The sequence below is a fragment of the Bradyrhizobium sp. WCU1 genome, from assembly GCF_053474805.1.
The window spans coordinates 7,351,322-7,367,392 of sequence record NZ_CM130280.1 but is presented as its reverse complement, the minus strand read 5'-3'; the positions used below and the strand labels follow the sequence as shown (position 1 = coordinate 7,367,392).

Sequence of the window (16,071 nt, the reverse complement as noted above, 5' to 3'; positions counted from 1 at the left end):
AGGCACTTTGACGGATGCGAATTCTCTGCACCAATGATGACGGCATCAACGCTCCGGGCTTGAAAGTCATTGAGCAGATCGCACGTGCCCTGTCCGACGACGTCTGGATCGTTGCCCCCGAGCTCGATCAATCCGGCGTTTCCCACTCGTTGTCGCTCAACGATCCGTTGCGGCTGCGCGAAGTCAGCCCGCGCCATTTCGCGGTGCGTGGCACGCCGACCGATTGCGTCATCATGGGCGCGCGTCACATCCTCGGTGACAAGCTGCCCGATCTCGTGCTGAGCGGCGTCAACAAGGGCCGCAACGTCGCCGAGGACGTGGTCTATTCCGGCACCATCGCCGGCGCGCTGGAAGGCACCATCCTGGGTTTTCCGTCATTCGCGTTGTCGCAGGAATTCTCGATCGAGACGCGCAACGCGCCGCTGTGGGACACCGGGCTGAAGTTCGGACCCGACATCATCCGCAAGGTGATCGGCGCCGGCGTGCCCAGGAACACGGTGATCAACGTCAACTTCCCGTCCTGCATGCCTGATGATGTCAAGGGCATCCGGATCACGCGGCAGGGCAAGCGCAATCAGGGCTTTCTGAAGATCGATCGCCGTCACGACGGACGCGGCAATCCATATTTCTGGATCGGCTTCGAGCGCGCCGCGATGATGGATACGCCGGCCGAGGGCACCGACCTTGCCGCGCTTGCTGCGCGCTACGTTTCGGTGACGCCGTTGCGGCTCGATCGCACCGATGAGGTGTTTTCGGAAACGCTGGTCGATACGCTGAAGTGATCTCGTGACCTAGACCGGCGCGCTGCGCATCGCGCTGGAGATCGCCTGGGCCAGTGTTTCCAGCTGGAAGGGCTTTTGCAGCGCCGGCCGGTCGCGATATTCCGGGGGCAGGCCGGATGAGCCGTAGCCGGTCGCGAAGATAAACGGGCGGTTGCGGGCGTTGATCAACTCGGCGACCGGCGTGATGACCTTGCCATTGACGTTGACGTCGAGGATCGCGAGGTCGAATTCGGTCGATTGCGCGAGCTTGACCGCCTCGCCGATTTCGCCGGCCTCGGCCGCGACACTATGGCCGAGCTCTTCCAGCATATCGGCGACCATCATCCGGATCATGACCTCGTCCTCCACGAGGAAAACTGAACAGCCCGCCGGCCGTATCGCTGTCATGATGGAATCCTTGCCCGTCCCTGAAATAGGCTCGCAAATAACACTACAGGGCGCAATGCAAACGTTTGAGGATTAGTCGGTTTCCGGCACGCGCCGCTGCGTCGCCTGATCGTCCTGACTGACTCGTTGCGCGAGATTCGTCCAGACTTTGGGCGGGGACAACGGCTCAACCGCCGCCCGCGCATCGTGGTGCTATCAGCGCGTCGCTACCGATTATATGGGAAGCTTGCGGATCGGCGCCAAGACGAATCGGAGCGCCGGTTCCTGACCGGGAACAAAAGGTGACGGGAAATTTTTCCTTAACGCGGTATTTCGGAATTCAATGTCATCTAGCAGGAGCAAGATTCCGCGCTGCTGCCCAGAGACGCTGATGAACATGGCCCTGAAGCCCGACCCCACCGAGAAGATGATGTTTCAGCTCACCCTACGGCGGCGAGGGGTCAGCGATCAGGCGGTGCTGCGTACCATGGAGGAGGTGCCGCGCGAGATGTTCGTCGATCCGCGCGATCGCAACGAGGCCTATCGCGACAGCGCGCTTGCGATCGCCTGCGGGCAGACCATCAGCCAACCCTTCGTCGTGGCCTACATGACCGAGCAGCTGCAGTTGCAGAAGGACCACCGCGTGCTCGAGATCGGCACCGGCTCCGGGTATCAGGCGGCGGTCCTGTCCCGGCTCTGCAAGCAGGTGCTGACCATCGAGCGCTACCGGACACTGGCGGATAGCGCGCGCGAGCGCCTTGAAAAGCTCGGCTATTACAACATCGAGGTGCTGCTCGGCGACGGCTTCGACGTTCCCCCGGGCGCGGGCGATTTCGACCGCATCATCATAACCGCGGCAATGGAGCAGATCCCGGAGAAGCTGCTGGAGCGGCTCGATCCGGGCGGCATCCTGATCGCCCCGGTCGGGCCGCATCAAGGCACCCAGACCCTGATCCGCGTGGTGCGGACCGAGAACGGCTTCGATCGCAAGGAGCTGGTCGACGTCCGCTTTGTGCCGGCGCTGCCGGGAATCGCGCGCGAATTGTGAATTCGGCGATTTGCTGCTTGGCACCAACGCCTTATTCGCAGGGTTAAGCGGTTATTTACTCGCGACGTGTTTACTCAAAACAGTCTTTTGTTGCGTACGAGTGAGTAACCATGTCTGGGGTAGTTGAGTTGCTTCGCTCGCGTCGCGTACCGCAGGTTGCGGTGCTGGCGCTGATGTCCATGGCTTTTGCCGGTTGCAGCGCCGATATGTCGTCGCGCTTCTCGCAAAACTCCTATTCACAAAATCCGTTTGCGTTCGATCCGCAGCCGACCGGCACTGTGCAGCAGGCGCCGCGCGAACTGCCGCAATACGCGCGGCCGCGGACCCAACCGCAATATTCGCAGTATCAGTCGCAGCCGTTGCCGCCGCCCGTTGCGGCGCCGCAATCCTATCCGGTCGCCGGAGGCGGCGTCTCCGGCGGAGGCCGTGGGCTTTCGTCCTACACCCCGCCGCCTGCACGCCCGCAGATCGAAGCCACCGGAAGCGTGCCGCATTCGGTCGCCGCAGCGCATGGCGGCACCACCATCATCGTCGGCACCAGCGACACGCTCGACGTCCTTGCGCGCCGCTACAATGTCTCGACCGCCGAGATCCTGCGTGCCAACGGCTACAAGGGACCGCGCGCGCTGTCGCCCGGCCAGCAGCTGATCATTCCGCGTCCAGGAGCGGTTGCCGCGGCACCTGCAATGGCCGCGCCTGCCACGCGGCCCGTCGCGGTGGCGGCCGCGCCTGCCGGCGTCCACTATGTCAATCGCGGCGATACGCTGCACAGCATCGCGCGCCAGCACCATATCCCGGTGGCCGAGCTCGCCCGTGCCAACAACCTCGATCAGTCGGCCAGGCTCGGCCTCGGCATGAAGCTCGTGGTGCCCGGCGCCAAGACCGCGATGGCGGCTCCCGCGCCGGTTGCGCAACCTATTGCCGCTGCACCGGTGGCTACGGCGGTTCCGGCCCCGGCCGTGGCCGCCCCGCGGGTGGTCGCCAGTGCGTTGCCGCAGCAGAGTGCCCGGCTGGTTCAGCCGACCGCCAGTGTCGAGCAGCCCGCAGCCGTCGCGGAGACGCCGGCGGCCAAGCCGGCCGAGACCACCAGTGCGCTGCCGACCTTCCGCTGGCCGGTGCGCGGCAAGGTGATCACCGCCTATGGCTCGAAGACCAACGGCAAGGTCAACGATGGCATCAACGTCGCGGTGCCCGAGGGCACGCCGGTGAAGGCCGCCGAAGACGGCGTCGTCGCCTATTCGGGCAACGAACTGAAGGGGTACGGCAACCTCGTGCTGGTTCGCCATTCCAATGGCTACGTCACCGCCTACGCCCATGCGAGCGAGGTCCTGGTCAAGCGCGGCGACACCATCAAGCGCGGTCAGGTAATCGCCAAGTCGGGCCAGACCGGCGAGGCCGGCTCGCCGCAGCTCCATTTCGAAATTCGCAAGGGATCGTCTCCGGTCGATCCGCTCCAGTTCCTCAACGGCGCGTAAGCGACGCGCCGGGACTTCCAAGTCTCACAACAAAGACAACGGGGGAAGCGCAAGCTTCCCCCGTTTTGTTTTGGGCTAAAGCATGATCCGGAAAAGTGCGAAGCGGTTTTCCGAAAAGATCATGCTCAAACAAGGAGCTAAAGCGCGATGACGATTCAACCCAATCTCATCGCGCTTTAGAAGTCGAAGGTCATGCCGGTCGTGACCGCACTTGCCTTGTTGCCGGCGACCACGTTGTTGTTGGCGTCGCGACCGCACACGCCATAGCCGTGACCGCTCACGCCGAGGCAGTAATGCGCGCCGGGGCCGTTGCGCAGATAGCTGCCGACGAGATACCAGGTTGCGAACGGGCTGAAGTGGTACTTGACGCCTGCCGCATACTGATCGGCGCTGCTGTCCACGCTGTTGAGCGCAAAGTCCGCCGAGCCGGCCGCCGGCGTGACGGTGTAGTTGTTGAACACGCCGGTCCCCGGCGAGCCGGGCGAGGCGTTGGCGTGGGCCCAGGACGCGCTGACGTCCCAGGCGCCGACCGATTGCGTGGCGCTGATGAAATAGCCGTCGCGCGATCGCTCGTTGAAGTCGGCAACGGTGTGCTCGCGGCGCATGACCTCATAGATGCCGTAGAGTTGCAGCTTGCCGATGCCGTCGTTGAACCCATAGCCGGCGCCGAGCTTCGCGGCCCATTCGTTGGCGATGCCGACCGCCCCGGGCGGCACGATCAGCACGCCGCCGGTGCTGAGCGGCGTCACCGCCTCGTCGCCGGTGCGGTTGGTGCCCTCATGCAGCTCATAGGCTGCGACTGCGGTGAACGGTCCCTGATTGTAGGTCAGCGACGCGCTGTAGAGGTTGCCGTACGAGCCGTCCGTGCAGCCCTCAGGCGCCGCGGTCAGCGGGAAGCCGCTGCCGCTGCCGCGGGAGGACGTGGCGGGACAGTTGAAGTCGCCGAGCGCGAAATCGCTGTTGTCGCGCGCCGTGTTCTGTCCCGGCGAAGCCATCAAGGTTGCCTGGAAGCCGTTCCAGATCGGCGACTCGTACCAGACTGCGTGCGCCGCGCGCCAATCGAACTCGGCGCGCAGGTCGCCGCCGGTGTTGCCCATGATCGAATTGTAGTCAGCAAGCGTGGCCGAGAACGGATCGAACTTCGCGGTCGATTTCTTGTACGGCGTATCGGCCTTGCCGGCCTTGATGGCGCCCCACGGCGTTTCCATGCCGATGAAGCTGTCGCGGGTGCCGAACGCGGCGCGCTCGGTCGGCGTTGCGGCGACCTCGACCAGCGATTCGAACTGGGCCACGGCGGCCCATCCTGCGAAGCCGTACGGCTCGAGATTGTGCCGGGCGCGAACGCCGAAGTAAGTGAGGTTGCTCGCAACGCCGAACTTGTTGCCCTGATCGAACACACCGGCGTTGAAGAAGTCGCCCGAGAGGTCGACGTGGCCGTAGAGCGTGACGGTGGTGTTGTCGACGAAGGCATTGGTGCCTGTCGCCTTGGTATAGAGCGGTGCGCCACCGATGCTGACGACTGCATGTTCGGGAGCAGGTGGCGTCGGGGAGGGGGCCACGGCCGCGTGCTGGACCGGATTGCCCTTGGGCGTTGCTGCCGCGGTTGCGGGAGGAACGGGGTGGCTCGTGATGTGGTTCACGCGGTCCCTGAGTTGAGCGTTCTCCTTGGCGAGTTTCGCATTGTTTCGTTCGAGTGCATCAAGACGCGCCATGACGTCGTCGAGCGTCGCCGCTTGCATCGGACCTTGCATGAGCGCCAGGCACACCGCTGCGGATGCTGTTCCTGCGAGAAGTCTTTTCTTCATTCATTCCCCCATTTGCCAATTGCCTCGGCGGGGTGCCGAGGCTGCAAACGGTCGGAAAGCCTAAGGTATACGAAATGCCAGATACACGGGTGTGGAGTGGCCTGAAGATGATAAACACGTCGTGTGACATAATGGGTACTATAATACTGTTGCAGTGCATCAATTGTCGCACAGCAGTTTTGGGAATAAAATTTCACTTACTTGCTTGGAGCTGAAGTTATTGATGCAATTACTCTTTGCAAACTGTGTCAGTGTTGCTGACAAGTTATGACCGCAACGCAACATCACGCAGTGAAATTGGGATAATGAATGCCAATTTCGGGCAAGAATGGACGCCATTGATGGTTCAATATTACCGCGTCGGATCAAGGCCGGCTGAGATCCGCTCGACCATTTCGCGCAGGAATTGCGGTGGCCCATGCGCGTGCCATTCGCCGTCGGATTGCAGCAGCAGCGGCCGCCGCATGTCACGGCTGAAGGCTTCGAGCCAGGCACGCGCCTTTTCCTTCGGGCGCGTGCCGACGGCGACCGCGACATCGACGGGGATCGTCCGCCAGACGAAGCTCGCGGGAAGGAAAATGAGATCGGACCTGTCGGGACGCATCCAGTCGGGCAGCGGACTTGTCGGCGTCAGCCAGCCGCAGACGAAATTCCGGCAGGGATCGACCGGACGCTCGGCGTAGATCGTGCAGCGGCCCGCGCTGCTGAACGGGCACGGCTGCCCCGGATGGACGTCGTGGTCGCGAATCCGGATCTTCAGCCAGCCGTCGCAGCAAGCGGTGCACTCGCCACATCGTCTTGCAGTCGTGCTGGGGTCGGCCGGCATGGGGCGAGTGTAGCCATGCCGCGCCGAATTCAGAAGGCCCGCGGTTCGATCAAAGCGCTCGCTTGCGCTATGCCCCGCTCAGCCGCACGCCGAGCCGTCCGGCGAGTTCCTGTGTGTACTGCCAGGCAACGCGGCCGGAGCGCGAGCCGCGCGTGGTCGACCATTCGAGCGCCTCGCGCTCGAGCTCGTCCTCGGCGATCTTGATGCCGTAATGGGCGCAATAGCCCTTCACCATCGCGAGGTACTCGTCCTGGCTGCAGCGATGGAAGCCGAGCCAGAGGCCGAAGCGATCCGACAGCGACACCTTCTCCTCGACCGCTTCGCCCGGATTGATCGCGGTCGAGCGTTCGTTCTCGATCATCTCGCGCGCCAGGAGGTGGCGCCGATTTGAGGTCGCATAGAGGATGACGTTGTCGGGGCGGCCTTCGATACCGCCATCCAGCACCGCCTTCAGCGACTTGTAGGAGGCGTCGTTGCCGTCGAAGGACAGGTCGTCGCAGAACACGATGCAGCGGAACGGAGAGCTGCGCAAAAGCTCCATCAGGCCGGGCAGGCTCTCGATGTCCTCGCGGTGGATTTCGATCAGCTTCAGCCGGTCGGCCGGCTTGCGGTCGGCATTGATTGTGGCGTGCGCCGCCTTCACCAGCGACGATTTGCCCATGCCGCGGGCGCCCCACAGCAACGCATTGTTGGCGGGCAGTCCGTTGGTGAAGCGCTCGGTATTCTCCATCAGGATGTCGCGCATCCGGTCGACGCCCTTGAGCAGCCCGATCTCGACTCGGCTGACGCGCGGCACCGGGGCCAGGCGGCCGTCCGGGTGCCAGACGAAGGCGTCCGCGGCGCCGAGCGACTCGGCTGGATCGGCGGCAGCCGGGGAGGCGGCCGCGAGGCGGCTTGCGATGGTCTCGAGGGCGTTCGCGATCCGCTCGGCGGTGGCGCCATCGAGCGGCATGACCGGGCGTTTTGTCGCGGCGTTTGCGGCTCGCTTGGCGGCAGTTTTGGGGGCGGTTTTGCTGGTTGTTTTTTTGGCTTTTTTCGGCATTTGTCCAGTTCCTGACGGCGCAGCCTTATCGGGCTGGCGGCGGTCCCGCAAGCGCCCTAAATGAAGGTCCGTTAACGTTGCAATTGGGACCGCGGCCGCTATAGTCCGCGCGAATTTGTCCGGACCGCCATACCGCCCCGAAGGTCGAGGGCACTGCCGGTTCTTTCCCGTCTTATCCGAGGATCGTCCGAATGCTGATTACTCCTGCGTTTGCTCAGGCTGGAGCAAGTGGTGACACCAACAGCATGTTGATGTCGCTGCTGCCATTCGCGCTGATCTTCGTCATCATGTACTTCCTGATTCTACGCCCGCAGCAGAAGAAGGTGCGCGACCATGCGGACCTCGTGAAGAACATCCGCCGAGGCGATACCGTGGTGACCTCGGGCGGCCTCGTCGGCAAGGTGACCAAGGTGGTCGATGACGACCAGATCGAGTTCGAGATTTCGGACGGCGTCCGCGTGCGGCAGATGCGGCAGATGATTTCGGGCGTGCGGACCAAGGGTGAGCCGGCGAAGGGCGACGCCAAGGACGAGGCATCCGCGAGCTGATCGCCGCGGAAGCCTTTTGCCGAACCTGACAGGTCAATTCGATGTTGTATTTCACGCGGTGGCGAGCGCTGGGGATCATCCTGACAGCGCTGGTGGTCTGCCTGTGCGCCGTGCCCAATTTCTTCCCCGAAGCGCAGGTGAAGACCTGGCCGGCCTGGGCGCAGCGGCGCCTCGTCCTGGGCCTCGATCTGCAGGGCGGCTCGTATCTGCTGCTCGAGGTCGACTCCAACTACGTGAAGAAGGAGAAGCTCGAGCAGGTTCGCGACGACACCAGGAAGGCGCTGCGTGACGCCAGGATCGGTTTCACCGGGGGCATCACGATCCGCAACGACGCCGTCGAGGCCCGGATCGCGAAGGAAAGCGATGTTCCCGCGGCGATCACCAAACTTCGCGAGGTCGCGCAGCCGATCGGCGGCTTGCTCGGCTCCAGCGGCCAGCGCGACGTTGACGTGACCGATGCCGGGGGCGGCCTGATCCGCCTGACCGTGTCGCAGCCCGCGATGATCGAGCGGATGCGCAAGACCATCGAACAGTCGATCCAGATCGTCGAGCGCCGCGTCAACGAGCTCGGCACCGTCGAGCCTGTGATCCAGCGTCAGGGCACCGACCGCATCCTGGTGCAGGTGCCGGGTCTGCAGGACCCGACCCATCTGAAGGATCTGCTCGGCAGGACCGCAAAGATGGAATTCCGCATGGTCGACACCTCGGTGTCGCCTGACCAGGCCCAGCAGGGCCGGGTGCCGCCGGACTCCGAGCTCCTGATGAGCGCGGCGCCGCCGCCGGTTCCGTATGTCGTCAAGAAGCAGGTCCTGGTCTCCGGCGGCGAACTCTCCGACGCCCAACCCGGCTTCGACCAGCGCACCGGCGAGGCGATCGTCAGCTTCAAGTTCAACACGTCGGGAGCGCGCAAATTCGCACAGGCGACGGCGGACAATGTCGGCCAGCCGTTTGCGATCGTGCTCGACAACAAGGTGATCTCGGCGCCCGTGATTCGTGAGCCGATCACCGGCGGACAGGGCCAGATCTCCGGCAGCTTCACCGTGCAGTCGGCCAATGATCTGGCGATCCTGATGCGCGCCGGCGCGCTGCCGGCGCCGCTGACCGTGGTCGAGGAGCGCACCGTCGGTCCCGGCCTCGGGCAGGACTCGATCGAGAAGGGCGAGCTCGCCGCTTATGTCGGCTCGATCCTGGTCATCGTGTTCATGCTGCTCACCTACCGGCTGTTCGGCGTGTTCGCCAACATTGCTGTCGCAATCAACGTCGCCATGATCTTCGGGCTGCTGTCGCTGCTCAACGCCACGCTGACCTTGCCCGGCATCGCCGGCATCGTGCTCACCGTCGGCATCGCGGTCGACTCCAACGTGCTGATCTATGAGCGTATCCGCGAGGAACTGCGCGGCGGCCGCAACGCGATCTCGGCGATCGACGCCGGCTTCAAGCGGGCGCTGGCGACCATCCTCGACTCCAACATCACCACCTTCATCGCCGCCGCCGTGCTGTTCTACATCGGCACCGGGCCGGTGCGCGGCTTTGCCGTGACGCTCGGCATCGGCATCATCACCACGGTGTTCACCGCCTTCACAATGACGCGCCTGATCGTCGCCGCATGGGTGCGGTGGAAGCGGCCGCAAACCGTGCCGATCTGAGAGGCCTTTCGTGACCCATACCGTTCTCATTGGCCTTGGCATCCTGATCGCCGTGCTGACCGTGGTCGCGGCGCTCGGCCTGCTGCCGTCGCTGCGCATCGTCCCCGACGACACACATTTCGACTTCACGCGCTTTCGCCGCATCAGCTTCCCGATCTCGGCGCTGCTCTCGATCCTTGCCATCACGCTGTTCTTCACCCACGGCCTGAATTTCGGCATCGACTTCAAGGGCGGCACGCTGCTGGAGGTGCGGGCCAAGTCCGGCACTGCAGATATCGCCGCGATGCGCACGACCCTGAACGGCCTTGGTCTCGGCGAGGTGCAGTTGCAGCAACTCGGCGGCTCGGGCGAGGGCGACGTGCAGATACGCGTCGCCGAACAACCGGGCGGCGACAAGGCGCAGCAGGACGCGGTGGGCAAGATCCGCGGCGCGCTCGGCGAAACCGTCGACTACCGCCGCGTCGAAGTGGTGGGGCCGCGCGTCTCCGGCGAGCTGCTTGCCTACGGCATGCTCGGCCTGATGCTCGCGATCGTCGGCATCCTGATCTACCTCTGGTTCCGCTTCGAGTGGCAGTTCGCGCTCGGCGCCATGATCGCCAACGTCCACGATATCGTGCTCACGATCGGCTTCATGTCGATCTCCCAGGTCGACTTCGACCTCACCAGCATCGCGGCGCTTTTGACGATTCTCGGCTACTCGCTCAACGACACCGTCGTCATCTACGACCGCATCCGCGAGATGCTGCGGCGCTACAAGAAGATGCCGATGCCGCAGCTCTTGAACGAATCGATCAATTCGACGCTGTCGCGTTCGATCATCACCCACGTTACCGTGACGCTCGCGCTGCTCGCTCTGCTGTTGTTCGGCGGCCAGGCGATCCACAGCTTCACCGCCGTGATGATGTTCGGCGTCGTGCTGGTCGGCACCTACACCTCGATCTTCATCGCGGCGCCGATCCTGATCTATCTCGGCGTCCACACCACGCGAGGTGAGGCGCAGGATGCGCCGGCCAAGAAGCCGGACACGGCGGCAGCCAAGAAGTAGCCGGTCATGAGCAACCCCTCGGACGCTCCCCATCTTCCGAGGTCGGCGCCGATCGAGGCCTACGGCAAGGGCGGCTTCGCGTTTGCCGATATGTCGCATCGCGGCTCGCTGCTGTGCCTGCCGGACTCGATCTGGGCCTGGCCGGTCACGAGGCCGCAGGACATCGACGAATATTCGCTGCAGAAGGTGTTCGCGGCCGCCAACGCGATCGACACGCTGATCGTCGGCACCGGCACCGAGGTCTGGGTGCCGCCGAAGGGCCTGCGCGAGGCCTTGCGTGCGGTCCGCGTCGTGCTCGACCCTATGCAGACCGGTCCCGCGATCCGCACCTACAACATCATGCTGGGCGAGCGGCGCCGGGTCGCGGCGGCGCTGATCGCGGTGCCATGAGCGCGACGGAGGCGCCGAGGGATGGCGCGGCCTTCTGCGCCGATCTGGTGCGGACCCATGACTTCGTGCGCTACGCGTCGACCTTGTTCCTGCCAGGTCCGGAGCGCCGGGCGCTGCTCGCGATCTACGCGTTCAACATCGAGGTCTCGCGCGTGCACGAGCAGGTCAGCCAGCCGCTGCCCGGCGAGATGCGGCTGCAATGGTGGACCGATATGCTGGCAGGCGCCGGGCACGGCGGCGTCGAGGGCAATCCGGTCGCGGCAGAGCTGCTGTATGCGATCCGCAATCACCGCCTGCCGGTCTCGCCGTTCTCACAGCTGGTCGAGGAGCACCAGTTCGATCTCTACAACGATCCGATGCCGTCGCTGGTCGCACTCGAAGGCTATCTCGACGCCACGGCCTCGGCGCTGTTCTCGCAGGCGACGCGCGTGATGGCGCGGCCATCGGAGGCGATCGATCACCTGGCCCGCCATGCCGGCCTTGCCCAGGGCATGGCGCAGGTCATCGCGGCCCTGGGCCGCGACGCATCGCGGCAGCAACTGTTCCTGCCGCTCCCGCTGCTGCAGCAGCACGGCAGCAGCAAGGAAGAGGTGTTTGCCGGCAAGCCGACGCCGAACATCCGCGCTGCGATCGACCAGCTAGCGGACGAGGCGCAAAGCCATCTCAAGACCGCATTCGGGCTGCTTGCGGACGTGCCATCCGGCGTGCGGCCGATCTTCCTGCCGCTCGCTCACGTCAGGCGCGAGCTCAACCGGATGAGGAGGGCCGACAACGATCCGTTCCTGCCGAAGCCGGTCTCGCGCCTGCGCACGCTGTGGACATTGTGGCGAGCCGCGCGCACCGAGGAGTTCGGCAGCTAGCTCCTCGCTTTCGCGATGTGCTTGGTGAAGATGCGGACCGTTACGCCCTTGACCATCGGGCCGCTGTCATAGATGTCGGATGCGATCTGCTCGACCGCGTCGCGCAGCGCAACGAACTGGGCTTGTCGCGCCATGCTCGCAGTTCCACGCGTGCCGGCGAGCTCGTCCATTGCAGCGTCGCTGATCTGGCATTCAACTTCCTGGTCGCCGTTCATCATGGTGAAGCCGAACGCGAGACGTTCGGCATCATATCCCCCGATACGGCCACGGGTGAGTGGCATTAAGCTCGTCCCTTGAGCGCGCTAGCCCACGCAAAGAGTGGTGCTTCGCAGCGCGTTTGTCGAGGGCTGCGCGCCCGGAAGTGCGCATGGTCTAGCGCAGCTGTCGATCCATCTCGGCGACTTCAAAATTGAAGCGATCGCGCAGGTTCTTGCGTTGCTCGAGGATGTCCTTGAGGAATTCGCGATCGGCGTCGCTGCGCATCATCGGCTCGATCAGGTCGATCTGGTTCATGGCGACGAGCTGCAGGATTTCGGTGCGCGGCTTGCCGGCCGCATCGCGCGGCAGTGCATGCACGATCTGGATGTGTTCGGGCGGCTTGACGCCCTTGGCTGCGGTGAGCTCGTTGCGCAGCGTCTTTTCCAGCGCGGATTGGTCTGCCTCGACGAAGGCGTACAGCCCGACGCCGACGCGCCGGTCGGCAAACGCGACGATCGCGGTGTCGCGCACGTCGGGATTGCGGCGGATCAAATCGACCAGCACCGGGGCGTCGTTGACCAGCCGCCGGCCGCCGCCCTCGCGGTCGGTGAAATTGAAGATGCCGCGCGTGATCGCCTGATAGACCTTCTTGCCGGTCTTCAGCCAGACGCTGGCGACCGCGGACTTCTTCGCCAGCACCTTGCGCTCTTTCGGCGTCAACGCCTCCGGGGCGTAGCTGCGCTTGTGCTTCAACAGATGCCGCAGATCCTCATAGGCCGCGAGGCGGAACAGCCGGCTTCGGCTCTTGAAGCAGGCGGCGAGCTGGAAGTCGGTGAGGTAGGCGCGGCCATCGCGGCCGACCAGCCAGTTCTGCTCCTTGGCGAGGTCGTTGTGGCAGATGCCGGCGCGATGCAGCTTGCGCAACGCTTGCTTGGCGGAGCGGAAATAGGCGACGTCGCCATGCGGCTTCGCCAGATGCAGCGCCGCGCCGTCGATGAAGCCGCGCACCAGCGCGCGTCGGCCCGCCCACAACAGCTTGGGTCCGACGTTGAGGTCGCGCGCCAGGGTCAGCGCACGGCGTTCACGCGAGAACAGATGCAGCGCCACGGCGAACGACCAGAACGGCACCTGGTCGAGCCGGCGCAGCACCCCGTCGACCTCGCCGTCATCGCCGCGGAATCGGCCGCGCTCGACGGTCGAGAACACGTCGCGCTTGAGCAGCACGCCCTGGCTCCATCGCGCCGACAAAGTGGCGTCGTCGTCTTTCGGCAAGCTCATGACGGTCAGGCCGCTGCTGCAACGCGCAGGTGCTCTGCGATCCAGTGATCGAGGTCGGCGAGCGCCCGCGCGCTGATCGCCTGCTTCTTGGCGACCGTCTTCTCGTTGCCGCGCAGCCGCGAGCCGTCCGGCTTCTTGGTCGGAGCGCTGGCGAGAGGCGGGAACAGGCCGAAATTGATGTTCATCGGCTGGAACGAGCGCGCACCGGCATCGATGGTTTCGATGTGGCCGCCGGTGATGTGGCCGAGCAACGCGCCGAGCGCCGTGGTGGCGGGTGGCGGGGGCAGCGCCGCGCCGCGCATGTCGGCGGAGGCGCAGAGGCCGGCGATCAGGCCCACGCTGGCCGACTCGACATAACCCTCGCAGCCGGTCATCTGGCCGGCGAACCGCAGCCGCGGCTGCGCGCGCAGGCGCAGTTGCGCATCGAGCAGCTTCGGCGAGTTCAGGAAGGTGTTGCGATGCAGGCCGCCGAGGCGGGCGAACTCCGCGTTCTCGAGGCCGGGGATGGTGCGGAACACGCGCTGCTGCGCGCCATGCTTCAGCTTGGTCTGGAATCCGACGATGTTGTAGAGCGTGCCGAGCTTGTTGTCCTGCCGCAACTGGACGATCGCATAGGGCTTGACGGTTGGATTGTGCGGATTGGTCAGTCCGACCGGCTTCATCGGCCCGTGGCGCAGCGTCTCATGGCCGCGCTCGGCCATCACCTCGACGGGCAGGCAGCCATCAAAATACGGCGTGTTGGTCTCCCAATCCTTGAAGTCGACCTTCTCGCCATCGAGCAGCGCCGCGACGAAGGCATCGTATTGCTCTTTCGTCATCGGGCAGTTGATGTAATCGGCGCCGGTGCCGCCGGGACCGACCTTGTCGTAGCGCGACTGAAACCAGGCCACCGACATGTCGATGGAATCCTTGTGCACGATCGGCGCGATCGCATCGAAGAACGCCAGCGCGTTCTCGTCGGTCAGCTGCCTGATGGCGTCGGCGAGCGGTGCCGAGGTGAGGGGACCGGTCGCGACGATGACGTTGCTCCAGTCAGCCGGCGGGAGCCCTGCGACTTCCTCGCGGCTGATCTCGATCAGTGGGTGTTCGTTCAGGGCCTTGGTGACGGCGGCGGAGAAGCCGTCGCGGTCGACCGCCAGCGCGCCGCCGGCGGGCACCTGATTGGCGTCGGCCGAGCACATGATGAGGGAGCCCAGTCGCCGCATCTCGGCGTGCAGCAGCCCGACCGCGTTGTTGGCAGCATCGTCGGAGCGGAAGGAATTCGAGCAGACCAGCTCGGCGCAGCCTTCGGTCCGGTGCGCTTCGGTCATCCGGTGCGGGCGCATTTCGTGCAGCACGGCACGGATGCCGGAATTGGCGACCTGCCAGGCGGCTTCCGAGCCGGCGAGCCCCGCGCCCACGATGTGCACGGGTTGGGAAGAGGAGTGATGCGGTGTCATCGCGCAGCGTTAGCGCGTTTCGAAACCATATGCATCTGAAACCGCACCACAAACGATAACGCCCGCTGCAGGAGCGGGCGTTATCCGTTCATCAATTGGCTTACGGCGGATTAGCCGTTGTAGGTACCGGCGGCAACGCGCGGAATGTCCGAGCGGTCGAGGCCGATATCGGCCAGTTCACGATCGCTGAGCTGGGACAGTTCGCTGACATTGCGCTGATAATCCCGGAAAGCCTGGATCATGCGGATGAGCGAGAGCAACATGATAGTCTCCTAGTAGTTCAGATTCAGCTTTTCCAAAGCCTCATCGTTGAAGTGAATATAGATGATATAGTGCAGTGCGGTAGGTTCAATGTTGCGATGCAGCTAGGCTCAAAACGCATGGCGAAGGTAAGTTCCGGTTAACCGTTTGCGGCTTCGGTCGGTGGCCCGGAGGTGAAAGTTCCCTCGGTGGTGCTGGTCGTGATAAAATGTTCTATAGATCAGTAGGTTGATGGGGCTCTACTGGTCTCTGCGGTGTCCTCCATGTGGTAATTAAGGACCGCGCAATCAAGCTGGAACGCCCTTGTGGGTGAGGGATCACTTCGATGTGTTCCATGCGTGATTCGCATGCGACATCTTGGCATTAGAAGTGAGTTTGTATTCATAATATGTCGCTGCGGAGACGCCGACGGACGTAGCGTCAATCAGCCGCATTGACTCCTGAGGTAATTCAGCACTCCGGGATGCGAATTTCTGCCAGGGAGCAAGACGCTGCTAAGGGCGTCTGCTGATTATCGGAACGGCGCTTTGATTGAAGTGAACGTGCCCGACCATGCTAATGCGGCGCTGCTTCCTTACCGGCTTGTAATCAAAACATTATGCAACGCATGCGCGATCCGCGTGCAGCGCCGATCACATTCGTCTCGCGTGAAGTTCATTCTGAACGGTGCCGGGAACAGCGAATAATCGTTCCGCAGATTCCGCAATCACGCTGGATTCTGTTCAAGAACAAAAGATGGAACATCCCATGATCAAGACATTGATCGCAGCGGCCAGCATGGCTGCCGTCGTTTACGCCGTCGCTCCGGCTCAGGCCGCTCATCGTCATCATCATATGGGCGTCGGCTGCAGCGGTGCCAATTTCGGCAAGACTGAAGCTGCCGTCGAAGCGATGGCTGACAATGAGGTCAAATTCGCGGCGGAGAAGGAAGTCTCGCTCGCCCAGGATGCGATGCTGAATGACAAGTGGGGTGCATGCGGCGCGCATCTCAGCAAGGCTGCCGAAGCCAGCATGGCGAAGTAAGCGTTGATCATGACGATATGGGCCGATTGCCTGGGGCAA

Annotated in this window: 17 protein-coding genes; 9 read left to right on the top strand and 8 right to left on the bottom strand. The window is 64.0% G+C overall.

Features of this window, described 5'->3' with window-relative positions:
* The first annotated feature begins 14 nt into the window (after positions 1–14).
* Complete coding sequence (surE, locus tag ACTUWL_RS34550; RefSeq protein WP_021081218.1) at positions 15–782, top strand: 5'/3'-nucleotidase SurE; 768 nt, start codon at positions 15–17, stop codon at positions 780–782.
* Between the two features lie 9 nt (positions 783–791).
* Here surE and ACTUWL_RS34545 read toward each other — a convergent pair whose 3' ends face one another.
* Positions 792–1,169 carry a response regulator gene (locus ACTUWL_RS34545; RefSeq protein WP_021081219.1) on the bottom strand — a complete coding sequence of 126 codons (378 nt, stop codon included), beginning with the start codon at positions 1,167–1,169 and terminating at the stop codon, positions 792–794.
* 370 nt (positions 1,170–1,539) lie between these two features.
* Here ACTUWL_RS34545 and ACTUWL_RS34540 point away from each other — a divergent pair, with 370 nt between their 5' ends.
* Both ACTUWL_RS34540 and ACTUWL_RS34535 read left to right on the top strand, forming a co-directional pair.
* Complete coding sequence (locus ACTUWL_RS34540) at positions 1,540–2,196, top strand: protein-L-isoaspartate(D-aspartate) O-methyltransferase (RefSeq protein WP_021081220.1); 657 nt, start codon at positions 1,540–1,542, stop codon at positions 2,194–2,196.
* A gap of 110 nt (positions 2,197–2,306) precedes the next feature.
* Entirely contained in the window at positions 2,307–3,671 is a 1,365-nt protein-coding gene (locus tag ACTUWL_RS34535) for a LysM peptidoglycan-binding domain-containing M23 family metallopeptidase (RefSeq protein WP_021081221.1), read from the top strand.
* A gap of 176 nt (positions 3,672–3,847) precedes the next feature.
* Here the strand turns inward: ACTUWL_RS34535 and ACTUWL_RS34530 are convergent, their stop codons facing one another.
* The 3 genes from ACTUWL_RS34530 to ACTUWL_RS34520 form a co-directional block, all read right to left on the bottom strand.
* Positions 3,848–5,410, bottom strand: coding sequence for a porin (locus ACTUWL_RS34530; protein WP_168470989.1), 1,563 nt, complete (start codon positions 5,408–5,410; stop codon positions 3,848–3,850).
* Positions 5,411–5,828: 418 nt separating this feature from the next.
* Positions 5,829–6,302 carry a hypothetical protein gene (locus ACTUWL_RS34525; RefSeq protein WP_021081223.1) on the bottom strand — a complete coding sequence of 158 codons (474 nt, stop codon included), beginning with the start codon at positions 6,300–6,302 and terminating at the stop codon, positions 5,829–5,831.
* Positions 6,303–6,369: 67 nt separating this feature from the next.
* Positions 6,370–7,344 (bottom strand): ATP-binding protein, encoded by a 975-nt coding sequence (locus ACTUWL_RS34520; RefSeq protein ID WP_021081224.1) that lies wholly within the window; start codon positions 7,342–7,344, stop codon positions 6,370–6,372.
* A gap of 191 nt (positions 7,345–7,535) precedes the next feature.
* On the opposite strand from ACTUWL_RS34520, the gene yajC reads away from it, so the two are divergent.
* From yajC to ACTUWL_RS34495, 5 genes are read left to right on the top strand one after another with little or no spacing between them, the layout of a single operon-like run.
* On the top strand, positions 7,536–7,892 hold the full coding sequence (gene yajC / locus ACTUWL_RS34515; RefSeq protein ID WP_021081225.1) for a preprotein translocase subunit YajC: 357 nt from the start codon (positions 7,536–7,538) through the stop codon (positions 7,890–7,892).
* Between the two features lie 41 nt (positions 7,893–7,933).
* Entirely contained in the window at positions 7,934–9,538 is a 1,605-nt protein-coding gene (secD, locus tag ACTUWL_RS34510) for a protein translocase subunit SecD (RefSeq protein WP_021081226.1), read from the top strand.
* A 10-nt stretch (positions 9,539–9,548) separates the two neighbouring features.
* The gene (secF, locus tag ACTUWL_RS34505; protein ID WP_021081227.1) at positions 9,549–10,583 is read left to right on the top strand and encodes a protein translocase subunit SecF; all 1,035 of its coding nucleotides are present in this window, start codon (positions 9,549–9,551) and stop codon (positions 10,581–10,583) included.
* Positions 10,584–10,589: 6 nt separating this feature from the next.
* Positions 10,590–10,973, top strand: coding sequence for an Mth938-like domain-containing protein (locus tag ACTUWL_RS34500; protein WP_021081228.1), 384 nt, complete (start codon positions 10,590–10,592; stop codon positions 10,971–10,973).
* Complete coding sequence (locus ACTUWL_RS34495; protein ID WP_021081229.1) at positions 10,970–11,833, top strand: phytoene/squalene synthase family protein; 864 nt, start codon at positions 10,970–10,972, stop codon at positions 11,831–11,833. The genes ACTUWL_RS34500 and ACTUWL_RS34495 overlap by 4 nt, the downstream gene beginning before the upstream one ends.
* On the opposite strand, the gene ACTUWL_RS34490 is transcribed toward ACTUWL_RS34495, so the two are convergent.
* The 4 genes from ACTUWL_RS34490 to ACTUWL_RS34475 all read right to left on the bottom strand — a co-directional run bounded on the left by ACTUWL_RS34490 (position 11,830) and on the right by ACTUWL_RS34475 (position 15,011).
* Positions 11,830–12,114, bottom strand: coding sequence for a DUF1488 family protein (locus ACTUWL_RS34490; RefSeq protein ID WP_021081230.1), 285 nt, complete (start codon positions 12,112–12,114; stop codon positions 11,830–11,832). The two genes, ACTUWL_RS34495 and ACTUWL_RS34490, sit on opposite strands and share 4 nt — an antisense overlap.
* A 91-nt stretch (positions 12,115–12,205) precedes the next feature.
* A complete protein-coding gene (locus ACTUWL_RS34485) occupies positions 12,206–13,309 on the bottom strand; it encodes a protease (protein ID WP_021081231.1) in 1,104 nt (367 codons plus the stop codon).
* 5 nt (positions 13,310–13,314) lie between these two features.
* Positions 13,315–14,748, bottom strand: a complete 1,434-nt coding sequence (gene trmFO / locus ACTUWL_RS34480) for a methylenetetrahydrofolate--tRNA-(uracil(54)-C(5))-methyltransferase (FADH(2)-oxidizing) TrmFO (RefSeq protein WP_021081232.1) — start codon at positions 14,746–14,748, stop codon at positions 13,315–13,317.
* A 110-nt stretch (positions 14,749–14,858) separates the two neighbouring features.
* Positions 14,859–15,011 carry a DUF1127 domain-containing protein gene (locus tag ACTUWL_RS34475; protein ID WP_016846063.1) on the bottom strand — a complete coding sequence of 51 codons (153 nt, stop codon included), beginning with the start codon at positions 15,009–15,011 and terminating at the stop codon, positions 14,859–14,861.
* A gap of 733 nt (positions 15,012–15,744) precedes the next feature.
* Here ACTUWL_RS34475 and ACTUWL_RS34470 point away from each other — a divergent pair.
* Positions 15,745–16,032 (top strand): hypothetical protein, encoded by a 288-nt coding sequence (locus ACTUWL_RS34470; RefSeq protein ID WP_035652788.1) that lies wholly within the window; start codon positions 15,745–15,747, stop codon positions 16,030–16,032.
* The last annotated feature ends 39 nt before the right edge of the window (positions 16,033–16,071 follow it).

What these genes read in the sequence shown, in the direction of transcription:
- ACTUWL_RS34535 (WP_021081221.1), top strand. Translation starts at nt 2,307, where the DNA reads ATGTCTGGGGTAGTTGAGTTGCTTCGCTCGCGTCGCGTACCGCAGGTT.
- secD (WP_021081226.1), top strand. Translation starts at nt 7,934, where the DNA reads ATGTTGTATTTCACGCGGTGGCGAGCGCTGGGGATCATCCTGACAGCG.
- ACTUWL_RS34490 (WP_021081230.1), bottom strand. Translation starts at nt 12,114, where the DNA reads ATGCCACTCACCCGTGGCCGTATCGGGGGATATGATGCCGAACGTCTC.
- trmFO (WP_021081232.1), bottom strand. Translation starts at nt 14,748, where the DNA reads ATGACACCGCATCACTCCTCTTCCCAACCCGTGCACATCGTGGGCGCG.
- ACTUWL_RS34525 (WP_021081223.1), bottom strand. Translation starts at nt 6,302, where the DNA reads ATGCCGGCCGACCCCAGCACGACTGCAAGACGATGTGGCGAGTGCACC.
- ACTUWL_RS34475 (WP_016846063.1), bottom strand. Translation starts at nt 15,011, where the DNA reads ATGTTGCTCTCGCTCATCCGCATGATCCAGGCTTTCCGGGATTATCAG.
- ACTUWL_RS34520 (WP_021081224.1), bottom strand. Translation starts at nt 7,344, where the DNA reads ATGCCGAAAAAAGCCAAAAAAACAACCAGCAAAACCGCCCCCAAAACT.
- ACTUWL_RS34470 (WP_035652788.1), top strand. Translation starts at nt 15,745, where the DNA reads ATGGAACATCCCATGATCAAGACATTGATCGCAGCGGCCAGCATGGCT.
- ACTUWL_RS34530 (WP_168470989.1), bottom strand. Translation starts at nt 5,410, where the DNA reads ATGCAAGCGGCGACGCTCGACGACGTCATGGCGCGTCTTGATGCACTC.
- surE (WP_021081218.1), top strand. Translation starts at nt 15, where the DNA reads ATGCGAATTCTCTGCACCAATGATGACGGCATCAACGCTCCGGGCTTG.
- ACTUWL_RS34540 (WP_021081220.1), top strand. Translation starts at nt 1,540, where the DNA reads ATGAACATGGCCCTGAAGCCCGACCCCACCGAGAAGATGATGTTTCAG.
- yajC (WP_021081225.1), top strand. Translation starts at nt 7,536, where the DNA reads ATGCTGATTACTCCTGCGTTTGCTCAGGCTGGAGCAAGTGGTGACACC.
- ACTUWL_RS34495 (WP_021081229.1), top strand. Translation starts at nt 10,970, where the DNA reads ATGAGCGCGACGGAGGCGCCGAGGGATGGCGCGGCCTTCTGCGCCGAT.
- ACTUWL_RS34500 (WP_021081228.1), top strand. Translation starts at nt 10,590, where the DNA reads ATGAGCAACCCCTCGGACGCTCCCCATCTTCCGAGGTCGGCGCCGATC.
- ACTUWL_RS34485 (WP_021081231.1), bottom strand. Translation starts at nt 13,309, where the DNA reads ATGAGCTTGCCGAAAGACGACGACGCCACTTTGTCGGCGCGATGGAGC.
- ACTUWL_RS34545 (WP_021081219.1), bottom strand. Translation starts at nt 1,169, where the DNA reads ATGACAGCGATACGGCCGGCGGGCTGTTCAGTTTTCCTCGTGGAGGAC.